25 protein-coding genes and 1 pseudogene are annotated in these 21,677 nt (G+C 36.8%); 13 read left to right on the top strand and 13 right to left on the bottom strand.

Translation table 11 applies throughout. The annotated features are described in order from the left end of the window. Positions 1–40 precede the first annotated feature (40 nt). Both AC1FXZ_RS18835 and AC1FXZ_RS18840 read right to left on the bottom strand, forming a co-directional pair. Complete coding sequence (locus tag AC1FXZ_RS18835) at positions 41–1,792, bottom strand: B12-binding domain-containing radical SAM protein (protein ID WP_480056533.1); 1,752 nt, start codon at positions 1,790–1,792, stop codon at positions 41–43. A gap of 167 nt (positions 1,793–1,959) precedes the next feature. Then, positions 1,960–2,628, bottom strand: a complete 669-nt coding sequence (locus AC1FXZ_RS18840) for a GerMN domain-containing protein (protein ID WP_480056535.1) — start codon at positions 2,626–2,628, stop codon at positions 1,960–1,962. A gap of 248 nt (positions 2,629–2,876) precedes the next feature. On the opposite strand from AC1FXZ_RS18840, the gene AC1FXZ_RS18845 reads away from it, so the two are divergent. Next, positions 2,877–3,962, top strand: a complete 1,086-nt coding sequence (locus tag AC1FXZ_RS18845; protein ID WP_480056537.1) for an AI-2E family transporter — start codon at positions 2,877–2,879, stop codon at positions 3,960–3,962. A 75-nt stretch (positions 3,963–4,037) separates the two neighbouring features. Further along, positions 4,038–4,403, top strand: a complete 366-nt coding sequence (locus tag AC1FXZ_RS18850; protein ID WP_480056539.1) for a rhodanese-like domain-containing protein — start codon at positions 4,038–4,040, stop codon at positions 4,401–4,403. A 78-nt stretch (positions 4,404–4,481) separates the two neighbouring features. Here AC1FXZ_RS18850 and AC1FXZ_RS18855 read toward each other — a convergent pair whose 3' ends face one another. Then, positions 4,482–4,640: a DUF3941 domain-containing protein gene (locus AC1FXZ_RS18855; RefSeq protein WP_480056541.1), complete on the bottom strand. Its 159-nt coding sequence runs from the start codon at positions 4,638–4,640 to the stop codon at positions 4,482–4,484. A gap of 106 nt (positions 4,641–4,746) precedes the next feature. Here AC1FXZ_RS18855 and AC1FXZ_RS18860 point away from each other — a divergent pair, with 106 nt between their 5' ends. The 4 genes from AC1FXZ_RS18860 (at position 4,747) to AC1FXZ_RS18875 (ending at position 7,313) form a co-directional block, all read left to right on the top strand. Further along, positions 4,747–5,013, top strand: a complete 267-nt coding sequence (locus AC1FXZ_RS18860; protein WP_480056543.1) for a hypothetical protein — start codon at positions 4,747–4,749, stop codon at positions 5,011–5,013. Between the two features lie 202 nt (positions 5,014–5,215). Next, positions 5,216–5,989, top strand: coding sequence for a serine aminopeptidase domain-containing protein (locus tag AC1FXZ_RS18865; protein ID WP_480056545.1), 774 nt, complete (start codon positions 5,216–5,218; stop codon positions 5,987–5,989). A gap of 5 nt (positions 5,990–5,994) precedes the next feature. Beyond that, positions 5,995–6,828 carry a YitT family protein gene (locus tag AC1FXZ_RS18870; protein WP_480056547.1) on the top strand — a complete coding sequence of 278 codons (834 nt, stop codon included), beginning with the start codon at positions 5,995–5,997 and terminating at the stop codon, positions 6,826–6,828. Positions 6,829–6,842: 14 nt separating this feature from the next. Continuing rightward, positions 6,843–7,313, top strand: a complete 471-nt coding sequence (locus AC1FXZ_RS18875; protein WP_480056549.1) for a BsuPI-related putative proteinase inhibitor — start codon at positions 6,843–6,845, stop codon at positions 7,311–7,313. A gap of 107 nt (positions 7,314–7,420) precedes the next feature. Here the strand turns inward: AC1FXZ_RS18875 and AC1FXZ_RS18880 are convergent, their stop codons facing one another. The 10 genes from AC1FXZ_RS18880 to AC1FXZ_RS18925 form a co-directional block, all read right to left on the bottom strand. Next, positions 7,421–7,582, bottom strand: coding sequence for a hypothetical protein (locus AC1FXZ_RS18880; RefSeq protein ID WP_480056551.1), 162 nt, complete (start codon positions 7,580–7,582; stop codon positions 7,421–7,423). Between the two features lie 7 nt (positions 7,583–7,589). Beyond that, complete coding sequence (locus AC1FXZ_RS18885) at positions 7,590–10,592, bottom strand: DEAD/DEAH box helicase (RefSeq protein ID WP_480056553.1); 3,003 nt, start codon at positions 10,590–10,592, stop codon at positions 7,590–7,592. Then, complete coding sequence (locus AC1FXZ_RS18890; RefSeq protein WP_480056555.1) at positions 10,582–11,847, bottom strand: hypothetical protein; 1,266 nt, start codon at positions 11,845–11,847, stop codon at positions 10,582–10,584. The genes AC1FXZ_RS18885 and AC1FXZ_RS18890 overlap by 11 nt, the downstream gene beginning before the upstream one ends. Before the next feature lie 161 nt (positions 11,848–12,008). Continuing rightward, positions 12,009–12,314: an AzlD domain-containing protein gene (locus tag AC1FXZ_RS18895; RefSeq protein WP_480056557.1), complete on the bottom strand. Its 306-nt coding sequence runs from the start codon at positions 12,312–12,314 to the stop codon at positions 12,009–12,011. Beyond that, entirely contained in the window at positions 12,311–13,027 is a 717-nt protein-coding gene (locus tag AC1FXZ_RS18900) for an AzlC family ABC transporter permease (RefSeq protein ID WP_480056559.1), read from the bottom strand. The genes AC1FXZ_RS18895 and AC1FXZ_RS18900 overlap by 4 nt, the downstream gene beginning before the upstream one ends. Positions 13,028–13,280: 253 nt before the next feature. Continuing rightward, positions 13,281–13,883, bottom strand: coding sequence for a hypothetical protein (locus AC1FXZ_RS18905; protein ID WP_480056561.1), 603 nt, complete (start codon positions 13,881–13,883; stop codon positions 13,281–13,283). A gap of 179 nt (positions 13,884–14,062) precedes the next feature. Next, positions 14,063–14,518, bottom strand: a complete 456-nt coding sequence (locus tag AC1FXZ_RS18910) for a GNAT family N-acetyltransferase (RefSeq protein ID WP_480056563.1) — start codon at positions 14,516–14,518, stop codon at positions 14,063–14,065. A 138-nt stretch (positions 14,519–14,656) separates the two neighbouring features. Then, positions 14,657–14,884, bottom strand: a complete 228-nt coding sequence (locus AC1FXZ_RS18915; RefSeq protein WP_480056565.1) for a DUF3813 domain-containing protein — start codon at positions 14,882–14,884, stop codon at positions 14,657–14,659. Continuing rightward, entirely contained in the window at positions 14,869–15,036 is a 168-nt protein-coding gene (locus tag AC1FXZ_RS18920; RefSeq protein ID WP_480056567.1) for a hypothetical protein, read from the bottom strand. Before AC1FXZ_RS18920 ends, AC1FXZ_RS18915 begins: the two co-directional genes overlap by 16 nt. A gap of 69 nt (positions 15,037–15,105) precedes the next feature. After that, positions 15,106–15,918: a Cof-type HAD-IIB family hydrolase gene (locus AC1FXZ_RS18925; protein WP_480056569.1), complete on the bottom strand. Its 813-nt coding sequence runs from the start codon at positions 15,916–15,918 to the stop codon at positions 15,106–15,108. A 107-nt stretch (positions 15,919–16,025) separates the two neighbouring features. Here AC1FXZ_RS18925 and ctaG point away from each other — a divergent pair, with 107 nt between their 5' ends. The 7 genes and pseudogenes from ctaG (at position 16,026) to argB (ending at position 21,667) form a co-directional block, all read left to right on the top strand. Beyond that, a complete protein-coding gene (ctaG, locus tag AC1FXZ_RS18930; protein WP_480056571.1) occupies positions 16,026–16,946 on the top strand; it encodes a cytochrome c oxidase assembly factor CtaG in 921 nt (306 codons plus the stop codon). Positions 16,947–17,057: 111 nt separating this feature from the next. After that, on the top strand, positions 17,058–17,648 hold the full coding sequence (locus AC1FXZ_RS18935; RefSeq protein WP_480056573.1) for an SCO family protein: 591 nt from the start codon (positions 17,058–17,060) through the stop codon (positions 17,646–17,648). A 32-nt stretch (positions 17,649–17,680) separates the two neighbouring features. Continuing rightward, on the top strand, positions 17,681–17,875 hold the full coding sequence (locus AC1FXZ_RS18940; protein WP_480056575.1) for a hypothetical protein: 195 nt from the start codon (positions 17,681–17,683) through the stop codon (positions 17,873–17,875). A 15-nt stretch (positions 17,876–17,890) separates the two neighbouring features. Beyond that, positions 17,891–18,199 (top strand): annotated as a pseudogene (locus AC1FXZ_RS18945) (redoxin domain-containing protein); the annotation flags it as partial. 363 nt (positions 18,200–18,562) lie between these two features. Then, a complete protein-coding gene (argC, locus tag AC1FXZ_RS18950) occupies positions 18,563–19,600 on the top strand; it encodes an N-acetyl-gamma-glutamyl-phosphate reductase (protein WP_480056577.1) in 1,038 nt (345 codons plus the stop codon). A gap of 16 nt (positions 19,601–19,616) precedes the next feature. Then, a complete protein-coding gene (gene argJ, locus AC1FXZ_RS18955) occupies positions 19,617–20,852 on the top strand; it encodes a bifunctional ornithine acetyltransferase/N-acetylglutamate synthase (protein WP_480056579.1) in 1,236 nt (411 codons plus the stop codon). Positions 20,853–20,881: 29 nt separating this feature from the next. Continuing rightward, a complete protein-coding gene (gene argB, locus AC1FXZ_RS18960; RefSeq protein WP_480056581.1) occupies positions 20,882–21,667 on the top strand; it encodes an acetylglutamate kinase in 786 nt (261 codons plus the stop codon). Positions 21,668–21,677 lie beyond the last annotated feature (10 nt).

The following is a 21,677-nucleotide window of genomic DNA, read 5'->3' on the forward strand; positions in this document are numbered from 1 at the left end:
GTTGTTCGAAAGGAGAATCCTTAGAACAACCTTTAACATATCAGTTTACTACTGTGGCAAATCGTTCAAGTGGGACAGTATAGACGGTTGATTGATTATGTTTTGGACTGAAGTATGCAAGCAGCAAGCTTGTTGTTTCTTCAAAGCCTAGGTCTGATATATGAAATGGAATCTTCTCTATCATTGTGTGCTTGTGTAAGTCCTTCAAATTCAATTGAAGGGTAGCGAATTGTTTTGAAACTAGAGTTGGATTCTCAGCTAATAAAGTTAAGAAATGGGTTTGTTCTTGTTTTGACATCGAGAAATCCCACCAAGTTTTACGAGGTTTGTGTTTATGATTAGCAAAGTAATCCACCATCATCAGCCCACGAATTATTTGTATGTTCTTTGTTTTTCTTTGCACTAAAAACTCATGGAGTCTATTGAATAAATCCTCTAGTTGATGACCAATCCTAGCCCAACCACGTTCATCCCAATAGTCACCAAAGTCTTGGAAGAAGTCAAAAGGTGAATCATATTCTTGGGTTACTAGGTACTCAACGGTTCGGTCCATTCGGTGGTCATTCCAATACTTCTCTAGGACATCTTCCACGCGTTTTATTCGAATGATCTCTTCAAAGCTAAGGACATTGTTACTTAAAATTTCATAAGGAGAATGATCCATGTACACATAATCGTGTTGCTCAGCCCGCAGGCGTAACCCCGTACCCCGAAGCATTTTTAAAAAGCCTAATTGAAGCTCCTCAGGTCTCATTGCAAAAACATCGTTAAATGTGTTTCGAAATGAATCATAATCTTCTTCTGGTAACCCGGCGATTAAATCAAGGTGCTGGTCAATCTTTCCTCCTTCTTTTACCATTGTAACTGTCCGTTTTAGCTTTTCGAAGTTTTGACGACGCATAACAAGTTCATTTGTTGCATCGTTTGTTGATTGAACTCCTATTTCAAATCGGAAGATTCCTTTAGGAGCGTGTTCATTTAAATATGATAAAACTTCGGGACGCATAATGTCTGCTGTAATTTCAAATTGAAATACACAGCCTTGATGATTTTCAATTAGAAAACGAAAGATTTCCAACGCATAATCACGTTTTATATTAAATGTACGGTCGACAAATTTGATTAATTTAGCTCCGTTCTCTATTAAATAAAGCAAGTCTGATTTTACGCGATCAATGTCTACATACCGTACACCTACTTCTATAGAAGACAGACAAAATTGACAACTGTATGGACAGCCACGACTAGTTTCAAAATAAGTGACCCGCTTTTTCAATCCGTCTAAATCTTCAGCGAAACGGTAAGGCGTTGGAGCATCATCTAATTTTAATTTAGGTCTCGGTGCAGTAATGATGACCTCATCTTCTTTACGATAAGCAAGTCCAAAAACCATATGGTATTTTTCCGAACTGCTTATTTCCTCGAGTAATTGTTTAAATGTTTCTTCGCCTTCACCTACTACAATAAAATCAACATTTTCAAGAGTACCAAGCCACTCTTTTGTGTCATAGGAAACCTCGGGACCACCGAGAATAATTTTCGTATTGGGCATTACCTTTTTTAACATATTGATTACTTTTATAGTTTCTTCGATGTTCCAGATATAACAGCTAAACCCAATGACATCAGGCTTCCTTTCGTATAAATCTGAAACAATATTCATGACTGGATCTTTAATTGTGTATTCAACCATTTCTACAGGAAATTCCGGTTCAGCATAAGCCTTTAAACAACGCAGCGCTAAACATGTATGGATATATTTTGCATTCAACGTCGTTACGACGGTTTTCATAGTGTACCCCTCAATTCTCTTCTTTCATTACGTACAGTATCATACCATATTCTAAAACGACTAAAAAGAAGGGGCATAAGGACCATTCTTTAGGCAACGATGGAAAAAGGTATCTCATAGACCAGGACTTGGTCTTTGGGATACCTTTACAAGTTGATATATGTTGATTATCTTTTTTCATAATTATCTAGATTGTTAGCTACAATCGGTTGACTCGTGTCAACATGACCGAAAAGTTCAGGATAAATTTCTCCATCTACTAAAATTTGTGTTTCATTAAATCCAAATTGTTTCAAAGCGAATGCAATTTGTTGCAACAACATAGATTCAGTTCCAGATCCTAACTGCGCATCTAGTAATTCAGAAGAAAATGAAACATAAGCGACCCCTTGTTTTTCTTCAAAAGATTGTACCTTAACATTTTGGGGCACAAGAGATACAAGGCCTTCTTCTGTCGGACCTTCTATCCATGCTTCTAATGTAGCCTTGAAGAGGTCGTCGTTACTAACTTCTAATTGGCGTTCGACGCGATACATATTCATAGCTTGATCATCGGAAAAGAGCAGTTCAACAGGAGTTATAGTTGTTTCCATTTTTTCTTCTTCTTTCTCCTCTTCATCTGTTATTTCATCATTATGCTCTTCTTCATTTGCTTCGACTTCTTCAATAGTTTCTTCAGAATCAAACTCATTCTCTTCTTCTTCGGGTTCGGTATTTACTTCTGTTTCAATGCCATCAGCTAGTTGCTGTTCCTGTTCACTTGTTGCACCTTGTCCACATGCACTAAGCATTAAAATAAAGAAAACTAGTGCGAGAAACATTCCATTTCTTTTCATATTGATCCTCCTCATTTAATGAAACCATCAACTCATTTAGTTAAATTTTACATCATTTGGGTTTAAATTCAATGAATATTTACGAGATAATTGATCTATGGAACTAGATTCATGACTTCATAAAGTGATTATTGTTATTGACAGTTTTAGTTAGATGATATTTTTTGGAATATCAGGAAGAAGAAATCGGAAGATAATGGTACAATATAGAAAACAAATTTTTGGATAGCAAGGAAGGGATTGTACTGATGCCACAAACGAAAGCTTTCCGTCTAGGCTATGGAATCGTTTTAGTTTTTATTATTATTTATTTAGGTTCTCTAATTGACTGGGTCTTTCAGCCAATCGTTATTTTGGTCCAGACATTGTTTGCACCGATAATTCTAGCTGGTGTTCTATATTATTTACTACGGCCTTTTGTCAATCTAGTAGCAATTAAAGTACCTCGGACGGTTGCGATTTTGGTTCTGTATTTTGGAGTGGTTGGGTTGTTAACAGCATTATTTTTCATAATCGGCCCTGAGCTTCAGAAGCAATTTTATAGTTTTACAAGGAATATGCCCATTTTTATTAATGAAATTAGAGATATGTTTATTGATCTTCAAGCGAATGAATATGTTTCTCGCTTTCAAGAAGGTGAGCATTTTTCGTTGGAAGAGATTACAATGGAGTTAGCAAATTATTTGAATAACTTTGTTAGCAATTTAGGAACAAGTATAGCGACTATTATTGGGTTTGTGATGAATGCCTTAATTGTAATCGTCATTATCCCGTTTGTCCTTTTTTATATGCTAAAAGAAGGAGAAAAGGCACCGAATCAATTTTTGAAATTGTTGCCTGAAAAAAGACAAAATGAAGGAAGAGAAGTGCTTCGAGCTATGGATGTCGCACTGAGTTCCTATATACAAGGGCAAATTCTTGTAAGCATTTGTGTCGGAATTTTAGCTTACATAGGTTTTCTCATTATTGGTCTTGACTATCCACTTGTATTAGCGCTTGTTGCGATGTTTACAAACGTGATTCCATTTTTAGGGCCATGGATTGGAACGATTCCTGCAGTTATCGTTGGTTTCCTACAGTCACCATTGATGGCACTGCTTGTCATTATAGTTGTTGTGATTGTTCAGCAGATTGAAAGTAATTTGATTTCCCCACAGATTATGGGGAGGAAGTTATCGATTCATCCTTTAACGATTATATTCTTACTCCTTGTTGCGGGTAGATTTGCTGGATTACTTGGGCTATTAATTGCTGTTCCAGCCTACGCAGTATGTAAGGTTTTAGTATTACATTTTTATCGATTGTGGTTGCTTCGAAATACAACTATCGAGTAATCTACGTTATAGTAAGTATCTGTATATGCTTTGAATCGGCTCTTATAGAGTTAGAATAAAAATGAGGTGATCGAATTGTCTTTTGAACAAGATGGTATTAAGCAGGTAGAAGTAGAGGAATTAAAGGAACTTGTAAAGGGTGGGAAAAAAGATCCAATTATTATTGATGTGCGCGAAGTCGAGGAATATGAAGAAGCGCATATACCTGGAGTGCCACTAATTCCAATGCAAACCATCCCAATGGTTATGGATCAGTTAGATAAAGAACAGTCCTACTTATTTATATGCAGAAGTGGCAATCGCAGTCAAAACGTTGCAATATATTTACAAAACCAAGGATTTAACAATGTCCAAAATTATTTTGGTGGAATGTTAGCATGGGACGGTGAGGTAAAAGTTGGTCCTGAATGGATCGTTAAAGATGTAAAAGAGTTGAATTAGGTTGTTAGGTTGCCTCGTTATGTCTGCCCCCAAATGTGTTTGGGGACAGAACGTAATTTTGAGGCAACCTTTATTCTTTTATAAATGATCTGTTTTTTTTGAATAGCTATGCTTACCGTGTTCTGCATTAGCATGTGCTTGCTCATTTTTTTGACGGTTTAAGGCATTATTATCTTTTTTCTTTTTGTTGTTATCACCAGTACGAGACATTGCAATTTCACCTTCTTTCCTAATCATTTATTTATAGATTGTCCGAAACCATATAAGGATATGAACGGCATGTTTGATCTCTTTTATGAAGGGGTATAGTTCTATAACGATCGGAGAAAGGTGGAGATGAAAAATGAATAAATTATCTAAAGTAATTTCGGCAGTTACAGTAGTTGGCGCAACACCTTTGATAGTAAGCAAAAACGTTCGAACAAAACTTTTTCAATATGTTCAAGGTCGTTATCTTAAAATGAAAACAAAAGGTAAGAAACAGAATAATGAGCATCATTTAAAAATCGGGCATTCTCACCCTAATGATTATGAAGATAATAAAATGGTTGGTGAAGGAGCGTTAACTAGCATCAAATATTATAATAAAAGGCAAGATGAAGCGACTTGAAAGAAGGATACTGAAAAGGGCGTTTTCCCTTTTTAAGCGCCCTATATTCCTTCTTGTGCCACCTTAAAGCAGGTGGCTTTTTCTAATGGCTCAAAAGAATGATTTTGAGAGGTTTATTGTAAGAAACTGAAAGTTTTGGTAATGTGAATTCATAAATTTGGAATGCTATAATAAGATCAGTTTTAAAAAAGGGTGAAAATGGATGATAACAATAAAAAAAGAACCAATCGTCGAAATACCAACATTACATGTAGTGGAAGAATCATACCGTATGAAAAAAGTTCCAACCGTATTTTTTTTTCATGGCTTTACTAGTGCGAAGGAACATAACTTACATGTAGCTTATTTGCTAGCTGAAAAAGGGTTTCGTGTTCTATTACCCGATGCTCTTTATCACGGTGAACGAGACCAAGGCTTAAGTGAAACGCAACGGAATTTGGCGTTTTGGGAGATTATTTTAACATCGATACAAGAAATGGACTTAATGAAAAGAACATTGGAAGAGCAAGCGCTATGTGATAGAGTTGGAGTCATTGGTACATCAATGGGTGCTATTACTATGTTTGGAGCGCTAACTCAATACAATTGGATACAAACAGCTGTGTCATTTATGGGTACAGCATATTATGAAAAGTTCGCTCACGGATTGTTACAGACTGTAGAAAACAAAGGTCTTACCATTGAAGATCGTATGAAAGAGGAAGTATTAAGAAAAATTAGACCGTTTGACTTATCAGCACAACTAAATAAACTCAACGGTAGACCACTATTTATTTGGCATGGTATGGAAGATCAAGTTGTTCCTTATCCTTTTTCTGAAAAGTTATATGAAGAGTTAGAAGTAAGTTATGAAGACACCCCAGAAAAGCTTCAATTGTTCTCGGAGGAAAAGGCCGGCCACAAAGTCTCGAGAAGGGCAGTACTCAAGTCTGTGGAGTGGATTGAACAACATTTATCAGTAAAGGTATCATCTTAGTAGATATGCAATCAAGAACAATTCAAGAAACTCAAAAAATAATAGCGGTAGTAGTAGGTGCGTTGTTTTTAGCTGCTGGATTAAATTTCTTTTTAATTCCGGCGAATGTTTTTGCTAGTGGGTTCACTGGGGTAGCCCAAATTCTTGCTACCGTTATCCCTCTGTCGACTGGGATTATGTTATTTCTATTAAACATTCCAGTTGCCATTCTCGGTTGGATGAAAATTGGTAAAAGCTTTACAGTCTACAGTTTTGTTAATGTTATTTTAACAACGTTTTTTCTAGAGGTGTTACCTGTCACCCAATTTTCTCCGGATGTTTTATTGAATGCGGTGTTTGGTGGTGTCATCTTAGCAGTTGGAGCGGCAATTCCTTTGAAGTGGGGTTCTTCCTCTGGCGGGCTTGATATTATTGCATTAATCTTATCTAGAGTAAGTGACCGGCCAGTTGGGGTTTACTTTCTTATTTTAAATAGTATAATTGTGATGACCTCTGGTTTGTTATTTGACCTAGAGCAAGCTCTGTATACTCTTGTTGCTCTTTATGTTTCTTCAAGAGTGATTGATGCCATCTATACAAGGCACGTGAAACTCACAGCGCTGATCGTAACGAAGCAAGCTGAAATTTTAAGATCAGCAATACATGAACGGGTTACAAGGGGAATCACAAGAATTCCCGCTAAAGGTGGATACACATCTGATGATAAGGAAATTTTGATGATTGTTATTACACGTTATGAACTTTATGAATTGAAAAAAGTGATTCAAGAGGTAGATCCAAATGCTTTCACAAATATAGTTGAAACATCAGGTATTTTTGGTTTCTTTCGAAAAGAATGAAGGGATGAAACGAAATGAAAAAAATGATCTGGCTTTTGTTTTTACTAGTTTTTCTTAGTGCATGTGGGCAGGGAGCAACTGCACCCTTAACTGAAGGAGATGAGGATTTGTCAGCTAAAGAGTGGGGATTTACAGTTGAGACAAATCAAAAAGATAATAATTTACTTGTATCACTGATCGTTACGAACAAAAAAAACGAGGCAGCAACACTTGAGTTCTCTTCGGGGCAAAAATATGAATTAGTTTTGATCGATCAAAATGATACGGAAGTGTATCGATTCTCCGAGGGGAAAATGTTCACAATGGCTCTAATTCAGGAAACAGTTGAACCAGGAGAGTCAATGAAATTTGAAGAAACGATACCATTAGATTCGATTGAACCTGGGGAGTACACGCTTGAAGCACAGCTAATTCTATCAGCTATCGATGGAGAAGAATGGACAGAAGATGGGACATTCCTAAAAAAAGTTGATATTGAAATGTAAGATCTAATATATGAGCTAGAAAAAACGGACACTCTATTGTTTTAGGGTGTCCGTTTTTGATGGTGTCGTGACTATTGTCATGAGCTGGCTGATATCAAGTAGATTGATTAGCTCCATTGTCTTCTCGCTTCTTCTTGTATCGACTTTTTAAATGCATGATACAATTCTTCTTCCGATGTGTTAAGAGAATTTTTCCTTGGTTTTACGGATTTTAAGTCAAGCTTCTTTCCATACCAAAATAAAGAAAAGGGAGGCTTAAGTTTTCTCATACTAAGATTACTCCTTTCTTACAGGAACGGTAAGTTGGATTAGTTCTTTGATTTCTTCATTTGAAAGTTCGGTTACTCGCTGTTCACCTGCAGTGAGTATTTGATCTGCTAGTTCTTGTTTTTTAAGCAGCATTTTATCAATGCGTTCTTCCAATGTTCCTTTAGTAACAAGTTTATGAACTGTTACATCTTTTGTTTGTCCAATCCGGTAGGCGCGATCAGTTGCTTGGTTTTCAACAGCTGGATTCCACCAACGGTCATAATGAATGACATTTGTAGCGGCTGTTAAATTCAGTCCAACTCCACCAGCTTTTAAAGAGAGAACGAAGAAATTAACGTTTTCTCTCGTTTGGAATGCTTGAATGGCTTCTTGACGTTTAGCTCTTGTTAAACTGCCATGCAGAAAGGGGACTGTTTGTTGATATCGTTCTTCAAGGGCATTTGTAAGCAATACACCCATTTCTTTATATTGTGAGAAAATCAAAACTTTCTCTCCCTTTATGTGAAGCTCATCGATAAGCTCCATAAAAGCATCCCACTTCCCTGAATCATGTCCTGTTAATGAACGTTCCTTTAGAAAATGAGCTGGGTGATTACAAATTTGTTTCAATTTCGTTAAGCTTCGTAAAATAAGTGCACGTCTTTCAAAAGCCGTTACTTCATCTAATTGTTTTATAATATCATCTACTACAGCTTGATAGAGTGCTGCTTGTTCTAAAGATAAATGAACAGAGTGGACTTTTTCTTCTTTTTTTGGCAGTCCTATTTGCAGAGACTGATCCGATTTTTTACGTCTTAATATAAGTGGATGAATTAGTGTTTGAAGCTTACGTAATTGTTGGTCATCCTGGTCACGCTCAATCGGTCTAATAAAGGTTGTTTGAAAGTCTTGATAAGAACCTAAGTATGTCGGATTTAATACATCAAGCAGCGACCATAATTCACGTAAACGATTTTCGATCGGTGTACCAGTTAACGCAATTCGATGTGTTGCTCTTATTTTTTTTATGACTCGTCGTTGCTTCGTTTCAACATTTTTAATATGCTGAGCCTCATCTAGTATTAAGCCGTTCCATGTTAGTTGTTGAAAGAGTTCATGATCTCTTACTGCCAGTTGGTAGGAAGTAATAATAAGATCCCAGTTTGCTGCGTTCAGTTGTTCTTCTTCAAGGCGTGTAGGACCATGATGGACAAATACTCTAAGTGAAGGGGCAAATTGCTCGCATTCGTGAACCCAATTGTACAGTAATGAAGTAGGGCATATAAGTAAGAATGGAGAATTTTGAGTCCCGGCTTCACGTTGTTTTTTTAATATATATAGAATGTATGCAATCGTTTGAATCGATTTGCCAAGTCCCATATCATCAGCCAAACAACCTCCAAACCCCGTTCTTCGTAAGTGAACTAGCCACGAAACCCCTTCATGTTGATAAGGACGTAATGTTGCATTTAGTTCACTCGGAATTTGAACCAAAGAGGGAGTGGAGGAATACAGTTTTTGAATGGAATTAGTTAATTCCCCTCCCCAGGAGACATTCCAATCAATAGCTGTATCAAATTCAGAATCAAACTCAAGTTGATCTAAGCGCCAAGCTTCTAAAAATGAAGTGTTCTCTTCCATATGTTCTAAATAATGAAGGAGTTTATCAGCTAAAGAACGATCCCACGACATCCATTCACCATTTGAATAAAGGAAAGGTCTTTTTCCTTCAACGAACTCTTCAAACTCTTTCTTGCTTATGGATTGGTCTCCTAAAGCGATATTATAAGTAAAAGAAGAAACACTTTGCCAATCTAGTAATGGTTCACTCGTTGCTTGATTTTGCTCTGGCTCCTTGTTCATCGCTAATGTAACACGTGGTTTCTTTTTTTCTGTCATCCACTTAGGAACAATTAAATGAAACCCTAATTGCTTAAGTAAATCGTCTGAAGTTGTGAATAACTCGTAAGCTTCATCTGGTTGTAACGATAAAGTCGGTGATGACAATTTTAAAGGCATAAGAATAGGCAATGCTTCTTTAGCTTTCTTAAGGTCTCTTTTTAATTGTGCGATAGGGTTCTCACGCCACGGATGTTCTCCTCTTTCTAATTGATCCATTTCAACCATAAGTGATGGGCGTTTACGATCAACCATACAAAGAGAAACTTTCCAATCTCCATTTTTAGAGCTGGGTTCTTTTAAGGCTAATCCTGTAATGAATGGTGTTGCCTCAGTAACGCCAATTTGTTGTTGAAAAGCAGCTGTTGACACGGGTTGTTCAATTGTCCCTGTTTCCTTTAGTTGATCAATAACAGGAAGCCATGTCTCTCTTATAGAACCTTTCCAAGTGTTAAAGGCTGTTAGAACAGTTGATTCTTTAAATAACGACTGTATCATCTTATTAGCAATGAGCGTGACAAGACTTTGTAGTTGAGAGATAGTTACAATGCCAGCTGATTCATTTTTTATATAACTAGTGTTTGCACGTAATGCTCTACCTGATAAAGGAATATATTCGAGCCACTTTTCATACGGAAATTCCTCTAATTCCCACTGTCCAGATGCAGTAGGAGAAAAAGCTCCACTTATTATGTAGTCTTGGATACTTTTAATTAGTTTTACCCACTTACGGAAATCAGGCGCGAGTTCAATATCATCATCTTTTCTCCAAGTTTGAAAGAGAGATAAGTAAGAAAGAAGAGAATCAATTGAAATAACAAGACCTTCCACTGGAAATGAGTATTGCTTCATGTTTTCTTGTGCCTGATATACAGTCACATCCCCAGCCAAAGAAGAATATATCCTTGAATGAATAGGCACATCAAGAACAGCCTTATCTGTGTTAATAAAAGTCCCGTAAAAAGAAGTTTGATCAAATTTAAATAAAGTAAGTTTCAACTCAAAAGGAGGATACAAAAATGGATACTGAAAGTTGACTATTTGTTCAAAACGAGACGATGGAGGACGTTCTCCCCATATGAAAAAAGAATCCTCTAACCAGCCACCATGGATAATTACTTTAGAGGCCAAGTTGTTTCAACTCCTCTACGAACGCTCGATACGTTCTGTACATTTTCTTTAACTTCTTGACGTAAGCTACAAATAATTTCTGGTCATCTTCTGTTCGCTCATATAAAGATTGAAGATCTTTTATGTAGACGGCAGCTTGTTCATAGTAAACTCTTGACTTCTTTTCAACGAGTCTCACTACAAACTGATGATAAATAGGACGTGCTAATGTAGGATCATATGATTTAATCGCTTTTAATAATTCAACTTTTTCATCTCGTAACCTTAAGGGTTCACGTTCATATTTTAAGAAATACAAAATGGCTAAATCATACTTTTCATATGTGAGCAACAGTTTCTCATATGTTTTAGCAACGTCTACTTGATGGAGACGTTGTTCGAGTTCAGGTAGTAGACGATCAATAAGGGCAAGTTGTTCATCGTTTGATAGGTGCTTGCTATATGATTGAAAACGGACAAAGCTTGGTGATAATAACCACCTATCCCAGATTAGTTTTTGTTCCTTTGGACCGATCGGTAACACTGTATTCATTTCATCGACGTATTTCTGTAAAGATCCATACTGGCCATTTCCTTTCTCGGGGAACAAAACTTTAAACCACTGCTTCATCGTACTCCAAAGGTCTCTTTCCTTTAATAGCTGATAATGTGGAGTCACATCTTGCTCTTTAATAGCATCTCTTTGCTGCTGTAAAATTGTTAAAGAAGCTTCTTTCTTTCCCACAAGTAATGCAATATAGCTGTAAGCAAGTGAAAGATTCTTTGAAATAGTCAATGAATTAAGGTTTGTAGAAAGCCGATCGTATACTACTTCGATATGCACTTGTTTCAACTCCCGAACAATTTCAAGGAGTAGTTTTGGCCAAGGGGAATACGTACTATTTGCATCAGTGATAATGGAAGAAACTAATTTTTCAAGAAACACATCACACTGGTTAGAATGTCCTTTTGTGAGATCTTCAATAATTTCATGGCGCATCGATCTGAAAAAATATGTAAACCTTCTCCCATATTCCTCGTAATGGTTGCTATTTTGAGTGAGTTTGTAAATGCCTTTCATATAGATAATAAGATACAGCCAATAATCAGATTTATTTAAAGATTTAACACGGTTTTTGGTGTCATTACAAAGTTGTTCAAGATTTCGATTGTTTACAAATCTTGAAGAGGTAATTAATTGATACGTATAGTTAATATCTTTCTCTATTTCCATATATATATTTAACTCTTCATTTTGAAAGAGCGAGCTATTCATAAAATCTCACCTCTTTTTCGAAAAATTCCATTCTTCCATTGTATCGTTTCTGAGAGAAGAAGAAAAGGGAACAAGGAGATTATTGCTGACTGTTCTAGTAGCAACAAAAAAAGGTTGTCCCCATAAGACAACCTCCTTTAGTTAGGTTTTTATAAAAACTTTTATAAAAAAAGTGTTAGTAGCATAAGAACTGCAATACTGCTTGTCACTACAACAATCAGGTTTGCGCCTAAGTAGGCAACTGTAATGGCAAAGGCTCCACCGACGATCCCGAACCAAATGTTCTCATGTACAGTAAGAATCCCAGGAAAGATTAAGGCACCCAACGCAGCATATGGAACATTCCTTAATATTGCCTGAAACCAAGGTGGAACTTTTTCAATGTTCATAAAAACAAGTGGTAGCATCCGAGGAATATATGTAACAAGAGCCATTCCAGCGATAATAAGTAATACTGTCATGTTCATATCTGCTCGTCATCCTTCCGGTTTAAAAGTTCAGCTCCTGCAGACGCTAGCAATGTAGCCAGAATGATTGACCAGCCATTTGGTACTACAAGTGAAAAGAGGCTATTTAAAAGTGCAGCACTTATGGCCAATATCATTACCTTCCGATGCTTTTTTAATGATGGGATCAGCAATGCAATAAACATTGCATATAGTGCGATGCCCATACTTTGTTGAAGGGAAGTAGGTAAGATGGATCCGACAAAATAACCAATCCCTGAGTTCACGACCCAACTTATGTAAGCAATTGTTGCTACACCAACTACAAATCCTGTCTTTATCGGGCCTTCTTGACCTTCTTGAGTTGTTGTGACGGCAAAAACCTCATCCGTGATTCCAAATGAATAAAGGGCTTTAACAATAGGATGATCCTCTTCAACACGTTCACTAACAGAAGCACTCATGAGAAGGTGACGAATGTTTACGATAAAAGTAGTGAAAATGATTTCAAATGCTCCAGTGCCTAATGCAATCAAATTCAATGCCATGTATTGAGCAGCCCCTGCGTATACAAAAATACTCATGGCCATTGTTTCTAAAAAGGTTAAACCGGTGCTTTTTGCAAGTAAACCAAACGTCAATGCTGCAGGTAAATAGCCGATTGCAATGCTTGACCCAGCAAGCAATCCACGTGAAAAAGCAGACCTTTGGTTCGTTAAGACAGTTGTTGCCATGTAATTGACTTCTCCTTTCAACTAAATAAAGTCATCAAATCATGAAGAATATTATAACACGACGAGTGTATGCTAGGGCTTATCAATAGCAAAAATACATTCTTTTGGATGAAAGGGTGAAATACTTTTCTAGGGGGAAGTATATTAGGGGGAGGTAGGGCCCGAAAAAATGCAAGCACTACTTTTAGGTGCTTGCATTTTTCGTTGCAAAAGCAACGAAACAGATAGTTTGAATTAGAAGAGATGTTCCTGTTTATAAGAGTTGTTCTACTTGTTCTCGTCGAGATAATAGTTTTTTTAACTTATTTTTATGAGCATCAATTAACGAATCATCTGAATCGAGAAGAGCTTCATGAAGTTCCATTAATACATAATCAATTTCTAAGTTCATCATGTTATAAATTGTACGAGGCTCTAGGGACTTCCCATCATCTTTATACTGAATCATCGATCCATTTCGGTTCATCATGACCTTTTCACTCCCATCAATTTCGATCATCGACTCAATATCACCAGACTGGTATGAAGTAATATAGAGGGGGCCTTCTGTTGACCGTTTTACAATGCCATTGCCTTTTTCATGTTGAAGTAGCTTCTCAAGCGCACTTGCCAACACATCATCATAAACATGAATACTGTCAGCAGAGAGAGTGAGAAATTCAGTATTTCGAATAAACGGGAGTTCGTGGACAGACTCCTCTAGCTCTACCATGAGATAAATCGTTTTTGCATCATAGCGCCAAAAGAGAGAGTAATGTTGACTCATCATATTTTTTATAAACTGGTGTAACGCAGGCTTGGAAAGCTCAATATATATATCTGAAAATTCCACTTCAACAAACGAATCTCTCATCATTATGCACACACACTCCTTTGACAGCTTCGCATTGATAAGGTTATGGTTGCTATATCATATGTTGAAAAGTCAGAAAAAAGAAGTAAAACGCCCACTTTCAGGAGAAATGGGCGCGGTGAATCTGCAAGTATTTATAAAAGAGGCTACAGAAAAAGGAGAATCACCTTTTTCTGTAGCCTCTAAAATCGGAAGCCGTAGCGTTTTGAGACGATATCGTAAAAACCTAATGAGTTATATAATGCTTTCGTAGCTTCATTATTAATGCCTGTTTCGAGTTCAATTCCTTTAATTTCTTGTTGCTCGGCCCAATAGATGACTTTTAGAAGAAGCTTCTTTGCTATCCCTTGGTTTCGGTGCTCTTTGTGCACATATAAATCATTTAACCAAATATATTGACCACCTTTATCAATGCTTAATCCAAGATTAAAAAAGGCAGCTCCAACAAGTGTCTTTTCTTTCTCAGCAACAAAAATATGAGCTTGAGAATCATTTTTTAATGCCAAGTCAATCGTTTTCACTAACTGATCATACGCATTTTTAGGACCGATGGGCTCTAATTGACCCATAAGTAAATTGGCAATTCGCTGTTTGAATTGGTAGTCAGCGTCTTTACCTACTTCATACACCTTAACCATTATCCAAGTTCCCCCTACATAAAAGCCTTTTGAATATGATTTAAGGGTAACATAAATCAAGGTATTAGAGTAGCGAAATAATCATTGAAAAAACACATCACAAGAAAGCATTTTAGATTCTCGTGATGTGTTGACAATTTATAAATTAATATCAGTAAAAAGGTGATCCAAATGCTGCTCCATGTAAATAATTTGATCTTGTTCAGCAGGTGAGGAGTTTGAGAAAGCAGAATGTAGGGTTTCTTTTGCACGTTGTAACTCTTTTTCTACAGCTTCATATTGAATAGGTGTTTCTACATTCAGAGCTAACAGCTCAAACCGAGCAATGGCTTCTCTTACTTCATAAAAGTTTAATTGTTGGTCCATTTGTGAACTCCCACTTCTGAATGATTATTGTAAAGCCTTTCTGCTTTCTCGAGAGTCATATTCCCGAGTGTAAGAGTATCAATCTTTGATTTAGCAGCTTGTACATGATTTATTTCTTGTTTAATGTCGTTGTTAACTTTTGGTTTTGGCATATGCTTCTCCTTTAGATTGAAATGGATCCTTCTTTTACCATCTCCTAAAAGGATGAAATCATTCAAAAATTAACGTAAATTTAATGCATTTTCTAAGTAAACAGCGACTCCATCCTCTTCATTCGTAAGGGTAATAGAGTTAGCGAGAGATTTCAATTCAGGAATTCCGTTACCCATGGCCACACCTTGACCGGCAAATTCGATCATTTCAAAATCATTGTCTTCATCACCAAATGCAATAATGCGATCTCTAGGTATGTTATAAAAATCTGCTACTTTCTTTAGTCCTACAGCTTTGTTCATCCCAGCTTTCACGATTTCAATAACGTTCCAAGGAGCGCCCCAAACTCTTTGGTCGATCACTTCCGCATGGGCATCTACAAGCAATTCGCGTAATTGCTTAACGTGTTCATCTTTCGGGTGTATTAACACACAAGTAGGGTCATCTTTTAAGATGCGCATTAGATTACCGTGATCAACGGGATTTTGTCCGGAAAGAAATGTATTAACTAGCACTTCATCAAAATGGCGTAAATAGAAATCATCAATTACTTCAACCATTATATTACTTACATTAAAAGCTTCACATGTTCTAATAACCGTTTTAGCGATGTTTAAGTCAAGTGGAGAGTGGTAAGTACCAAAGCTTTTATCGTATGGATGATGGACAAAAGCCCCGTTAAAGTTTACAAGTGCCGTATCTAGATGTAATTCGTTGTAATACTGACTGCTAGCTCGATAAGGACGTCCGGTGGAGATGGTAACAATATGCCCTTGTTCTCTAGCTTTTGTTATGACTTGCTTTGTTTTAGGGGAAATCGTTTTATCATCGGTAAGTAAAGTTCCGTCTAAATCTAGTGCGATTAAATGTTTTTTTGACATGAAATCTTCCTTTCAATAAATTGTCTGTATTCGTTCAAATAATTGTCATTGAAATTATGTTATGATAGACATGCTTTAATAGTTAAGTCCACAAAGGAGGGAATATTGTGGGTGTTTTATTTGAAAACTTTGGTTTTCGAGCGCTATGGACACCAGAGTTAATTGTTGGGTTACTCATTGTTGGGATCCTATATTTTTTACTTGTTACAAAATGGCGTAGTCACTTTAAAGGGGCCACCCCTGTTAGATTAAGGCAGAAGGTATATTTTGTCTTGGCACTTATTGCTTTATATATTGGTTGGGGAAGCCCTTTATATGTAGCTGGACATATTATGATAAGTTTTCATATGACTCAGATGGTCTTCGCTTACTTTATTGCGGCACCTCTTTTCTTATTAGGGCTTCCAAAATGGTTTTTTCAAGCTATTGTAGATCGTTTCCGTTCACCTATAACGGAGCGTGTTTTTCGCGTGATTTGGAGTCCGATCGTAGCTTTGTTATTATTTAATGGACTTTTTTCATTTTATCATGTCCCATTTATGTTTGATACATTGATGCAGTCTGTTATTTGGCATAGCTTATACGAATACTTACTATTTTTTGCTGCAACGTTAATGTGGTGGCATATGATTGCACCACTTCCAAGTGCATTTCCGTTGTCGGACCTTCGACGGGTAGGGTATATTTTTGCCAATGGGATTTTAATTACCCCAGCTTGTGCTTTAATTATCTTTGCTCCTAATCCTTTATACCAAACTTATACAGATCCAACAATTTGGGCTCAAGTAATGGCTTATTGCTTACCTGTTGGAACAGAAGTGCCTATGGGTCTTTTATCGGGACCTAATTCTTTTGCTTTTCTAGAAACAAGAATGGACCAGCAATTAGCAGGTGTATTAATGAAAGTAATGCAGGAAATCACTTATGGAATTACGATTGGTTATGTGTTTAAACAATGGTTGAAGAAAGAAAAGCAACAAGACGGCACTTTAACGATCAGTGATATTCCAACAGCAAAAAGTAATTAGGGTACTTTAGGTAAATCATTTACCATGAACTATTTTATTAGTTGCAGTGCTATTGACTTGTTCAAAAAGAGCAGTTTACTTTTTGAACATATCGTAGGGAGAGGTTCTTATATGAAACAGTTAAGTGTATTATTGCTTGTCCTTTTTTTAGGCGGGTGTGGTTGGATTTATCAAGTTGGTAGTAGTGAGTCAGAAGAATATGATTTTGCAGAAGCAAATGCAGAAGTGGTAGAGTTTGAATTTACGAACCAAGAAGGTGAGCCATATGGTACAGAACAATTAGACGGGCAGTACTGGCTCGCAAATTTTATTTTTACGTACTGTCCTAGCGTTTGTCCTACCATGACCCCTAATATGCAGCGTCTTCAGGCTGCTATGCAAGCTGAAGGTGTTGAAATGTCTTTTATTTCATTCACGGTAGACCCTGAAAGAGATACAGCAGAACACCTTAAAACTTATGGGGAAAATGTCGGAGCGGACTTAGAAACTTGGCAGTTCTTAACCGGTTATACGTTTGATGAAATAGCTGACTTTGCTAAAGATAGCTTCTTATCACTTGTACAAGAAACTGATGGTGATGATATTATTCATAGTACAAGATTCTTTTTAGTCGACCCGGATGGGAAGGTTATTAAGAGATATGATGGACTTCAGACGAATCAAGAATCAATTATTGAGGATTTATTAGAAACCGTGCAATAAGGAAAAAACGTCTAACGACTGGAGGTGAAAGAATGAAAAAATTTCAAGGCAAATATATAGCCTTCTATTTTGTATTAGCTTCGTTTCTGTTTGTATTAGTTGGGTGTGGTTCTTCAGACGGACAACCAGAAGGCAACTTAACACTTTTAAATGAGCAAGGTGAAGAAGTATCGCTTACGAACAAGGAGCGAGCGACCATCTTATTTCACTTTACAGAGGTTGGTTGAGGACTCTGTCAGCAGCAACTGGTTCAGTTGCAAGAGAACATCCATCTCTTTGAGGAGTTAGATGCTGATATTTTTGCGATCAGTACAGATAGTCCGGATCACTCTAAACAATTAAAAGAAGCTGGATCCTTTACTTTTTCTTTTTTATCGGATTCAACACTCGAGGTGCTTGAACACGTTAATATGAGAAATGATAATATGTCTTATCGTGGAATTAGTATTTTGGATAAGGATGGAAACTATATTTATCATCAAATAAATGACTTTTGGGGCGACCAAATAGAAGAGACGAAAGATATTATATTTGATAAACTAAATCATTAGAATCGAGACCCACCAAACTTGGTGGGTTTTTTTGTGGACAAAGAAATAGAAATGGGGAAGTATCAAATAATTTGTTCCCCCAATAGACAGACACATAATAAACTATGATTAAGTATAATACCCCGAATTATATTTTATAAATAGCTTCAGAAAAACTGAGAAACCTCTTTATTATATCCTCTTTAATCAGAATATTCGCATTAGGTAATATCCCAAAAGCATTATAAGAAATCGTTTGAAATTGTTAAAGATTAAAAATAGGCAAAAATAAAATAAAAATACAGTTGAATTAATTTTTATACATAGATATAATGATTACCAAGATCATAAAGAGAAGAGAACCAAAAGTTGGGAGAGAGAAGTATGAGAGTTGGTATTATTGGCGCTAGTGGTTATGGTGGCGCAGAATTATTAAGACTGTTAAACCAACATCCTCATGTAAAAGAGGTTGTTTTGTATACATCATCAAAAGAGGGCATGAATATACAGGATTCTTATCCACATGTATCGGAGATCTATGAACAACCGTTAAAACCAATTGAACTTAGTTCAATTAGAGAAGAAGTAGATACAGTGTTTCTTGCGACTCCTCCGGGTGTTTCAACTGAATGGTCTGAAGCTATTGCTGAAGCTGGGTGCCAAGTAATTGATTTGTCTGGTGATTTGCGTCTACAAGATCCTGATGTATATGAAAAGTGGTATAAACGTGAAAGTGCTCCTAAATCTCTAATTCAGAAGGCTGTATATGGATTACCTGAATGGAATAGAAAAGAGATTCAACAAGCCCAAATCATCTCAAATCCAGGCTGTTACCCAACAGCAACACTTTTAGGTCTTGCTCCTTTAGTGAAAAATGGATTAATTGAAGTAGATTCGATTATCGTTGATGCTAAGTCTGGAACATCTGGTGCAGGTAGATCTCCATCTGCTATTACACACTTTAGTGAGATGAATGAAAATTTCAAAATATATCAAATTAATCAACATAAACATATTCCTGAAATTGAACAAAATTTAAATAGTTGGGATGAAAGCATTCCTAGCATTACATTCCAACCACATCTAGTTCCGATGGTTCGAGGGATTATGGCAACAATCTATGCGAAGGCAAAGCAGCCAATTACAGAAACTGAGCTTCGAAACTTTTACAAAGAGGCTTATTCCGATGAATCTTTCGTAAGAATTAGAAAGACAGGTCAGTACCCATCGACCAAAGAAGTATACGGTAGTAATTATTGTGATATTGGCCTAACGTATGATGAACGGACAGGGCGAATAACGGTTGTTTCAGTTATTGATAATGTAGTTAAGGGCGCGTCAGGGCAAGCGATTCAAAATTTTAATCTTATGAATGGATTCAAAGAGGATACAGGGTTAGCACTTGTTCCTATGTATCCGTAATGGAGGGTGGTCACTCATGAAAGGCGTTGCAAATGCACCGACAATCACAGAGTTAGAGAATGGAAGTATTGTAACTCCAAAAGGCTTTTCGGCTAATGGATTATATACAGGCGTAAAAAGAAAAAGGTTTGACCTTGGAGCAATTTTTTGTGAAGTTCCGGCAAGTGCAGCAGCTGTTTATACATGTAATCGAATCCAAGCTGCACCACTAAAAGTAACGAAAGAATCAATAGAACAAGAAGGCAAAATCCAAGCGTTAGTCGTAAATAGTGGTAATGCAAATGCATGTACGGGTAAAAAGGGACTTGAAGATGCTTATAAAATGAGAAGTGAAAGTGCTAATCATTTTAACATCCCACCTCACTATGTTGCTGTAACATCTACTGGTGTTATTGGAGAATATTTAGCGATGGACAAAATTGTAGCTGGGATAAAGCAACTTGATACAATACCTACTTTAAAAGGCGCTGAGGCATTTAATCAGGCAATTCTTACAACGGATACAATCAATAAAAAAGTATGTTTTCAAACAATAATAGATGGTAAACAGGTTACAATTGGTGGAGTTGCAAAAGGTTCAGGCATGATTAACCCTAACATGGCTACGATGCTATCGTTCGTTACAACGGATGCAAATGTTGAACCGGAAGTATTGCAAAATGCACTAACCTCTATTACAAATGAAACCTTTAATCGTATTACGGTTGATGGAGATACATCAACGAATGATATGGTTGTTGTTATGGCATCAGGTTTAGTTGATAATCAAAGCCTGTCACCCAATCATCCTGATTGGGATCAGTTTTATCAAGCATTAAAATTAACTTGCGAATCATTAGCCAAACAAATTGCGCGTGACGGAGAAGGTGCTACGAAATTAATTGAAGTCCAAGTAAAAGGTGCTCTGTCAAATGAGGAAGCAGGGAAAGTAGCTAAGAAGATTGTTGGTTCAGACCTAGTTAAGTCAGCTGTTTATGGTACAGATGCAAACTGGGGAAGAATTATTTGTGCGATCGGTTATAGTGGTTGTGAGATTGACCCGGATACGATTGATATTTCAATTGGTTCAATTGAAACGCTTGTAGAGAGTCAGCCGGTTTCGTTTTCTGAAGAAGAAGCAAAAGCATATATGGAAGACAATGATACAATCGTAATTCAAGTTGACTTACACGTCGGCGATGGAGCAGGGAAAGCTTGGGGCTGTGATTTATCTTATGATTACGTGCGGATTAACGCTGGATATAGAACATAAGTAAGAACATACTCGGGAGGGGAAAAGTAGTGAAGGATGTTGTCGTTATTAAATGTGGGGGCAGTACGATCGCTGAATTATCAGAAGAATTTTTTGAAAGTGTCGTAATGATGCAAAAAAATGGAAAGCACCCAATCATTGTTCATGGTGGAGGCCCTGCTATCAATCAACTATTGCAAAAGTTAGACATCAAATCTGAATTCGTAGATGGACTCCGTAAAACGACAGAAGATGTATTAGATACCGCTGAAATGGTTCTTTGTGGGAAGGTTAATAAGCAAGTCGTCACTAGTTTGCATAAAGCTGGAGGGCAGGCAGTTGGTTTATCGGGCTGTGATGGTCAATTACTTGATGTTAAGCCAATTAATGAAGGAATGCTTGGCTATGTTGGGGAGCCAATTAAGGTAAACACCAATTTGCTTACTTCATTAATGGAATTAAATATGATTCCCGTTATTGCACCGATTGGCATGAACGATGAAGGAACTCATTATAATGTGAATGCTGATAGCGCAGCTGGAGCAATTGCAAATGAATTACATGCAGAACAACTTATTTTCGTAACCGATGTTGATGGAATTTTAAAAGACGGAAAATGCCTAGATAAAGTTACGGATAAGGATATAGAAGCATATATAGCAGATGGTACGATCTATGGTGGTATGATTCCAAAAGTAAAAGCAGCCCTTTCTTCACTAAAAGATAGTCTTGAATCGGTTATGATTATGAATGGGAAATCAACGAATGTTGGAAAAGATGGGTCTGTCCAAGGAACAACTATAATAAAATCAAAAATGAAACTGTCGGTATCGTAGGGAGGACAAA

The sequence above is a fragment of the Halalkalibacter sp. HAAS-P014 genome (assembly GCF_056619965.1).

Bases quoted from the DNA above. Each gene is read 5' to 3' on its own strand.
- AC1FXZ_RS18875 (WP_480056549.1), top strand. From the start codon at position 6,843: ATGAAAAAAATGATCTGGCTTTTGTTTTTACTAGTTTTTCTTAGTGCA.
- AC1FXZ_RS18845 (WP_480056537.1), top strand. From the start codon at position 2,877: ATGCCACAAACGAAAGCTTTCCGTCTAGGCTATGGAATCGTTTTAGTT.
- AC1FXZ_RS18935 (WP_480056573.1), top strand. From the start codon at position 17,058: ATGAAACAGTTAAGTGTATTATTGCTTGTCCTTTTTTTAGGCGGGTGT.
- AC1FXZ_RS18855 (WP_480056541.1), bottom strand. From the start codon at position 4,640: ATGATTAGGAAAGAAGGTGAAATTGCAATGTCTCGTACTGGTGATAAC.
- argC (WP_480056577.1), top strand. From the start codon at position 18,563: ATGAGAGTTGGTATTATTGGCGCTAGTGGTTATGGTGGCGCAGAATTA.
- argJ (WP_480056579.1), top strand. From the start codon at position 19,617: ATGAAAGGCGTTGCAAATGCACCGACAATCACAGAGTTAGAGAATGGA.
- AC1FXZ_RS18865 (WP_480056545.1), top strand. From the start codon at position 5,216: ATGATAACAATAAAAAAAGAACCAATCGTCGAAATACCAACATTACAT.
- AC1FXZ_RS18925 (WP_480056569.1), bottom strand. From the start codon at position 15,918: ATGTCAAAAAAACATTTAATCGCACTAGATTTAGACGGAACTTTACTT.
- AC1FXZ_RS18940 (WP_480056575.1), top strand. From the start codon at position 17,681: ATGAAAAAATTTCAAGGCAAATATATAGCCTTCTATTTTGTATTAGCT.
- AC1FXZ_RS18840 (WP_480056535.1), bottom strand. From the start codon at position 2,628: ATGAAAAGAAATGGAATGTTTCTCGCACTAGTTTTCTTTATTTTAATG.
- AC1FXZ_RS18915 (WP_480056565.1), bottom strand. From the start codon at position 14,884: ATGGACCAACAATTAAACTTTTATGAAGTAAGAGAAGCCATTGCTCGG.
- AC1FXZ_RS18880 (WP_480056551.1), bottom strand. From the start codon at position 7,582: ATGAGAAAACTTAAGCCTCCCTTTTCTTTATTTTGGTATGGAAAGAAG.
- AC1FXZ_RS18890 (WP_480056555.1), bottom strand. From the start codon at position 11,847: ATGAATAGCTCGCTCTTTCAAAATGAAGAGTTAAATATATATATGGAA.
- AC1FXZ_RS18920 (WP_480056567.1), bottom strand. From the start codon at position 15,036: ATGCCAAAACCAAAAGTTAACAACGACATTAAACAAGAAATAAATCAT.
- AC1FXZ_RS18900 (WP_480056559.1), bottom strand. From the start codon at position 13,027: ATGGCAACAACTGTCTTAACGAACCAAAGGTCTGCTTTTTCACGTGGA.
- AC1FXZ_RS18835 (WP_480056533.1), bottom strand. From the start codon at position 1,792: ATGAAAACCGTCGTAACGACGTTGAATGCAAAATATATCCATACATGT.
- AC1FXZ_RS18905 (WP_480056561.1), bottom strand. From the start codon at position 13,883: ATGATGAGAGATTCGTTTGTTGAAGTGGAATTTTCAGATATATATATT.
- AC1FXZ_RS18870 (WP_480056547.1), top strand. From the start codon at position 5,995: ATGCAATCAAGAACAATTCAAGAAACTCAAAAAATAATAGCGGTAGTA.
- AC1FXZ_RS18895 (WP_480056557.1), bottom strand. From the start codon at position 12,314: ATGAACATGACAGTATTACTTATTATCGCTGGAATGGCTCTTGTTACA.
- AC1FXZ_RS18860 (WP_480056543.1), top strand. From the start codon at position 4,747: ATGAATAAATTATCTAAAGTAATTTCGGCAGTTACAGTAGTTGGCGCA.
- AC1FXZ_RS18910 (WP_480056563.1), bottom strand. From the start codon at position 14,518: ATGGTTAAGGTGTATGAAGTAGGTAAAGACGCTGACTACCAATTCAAA.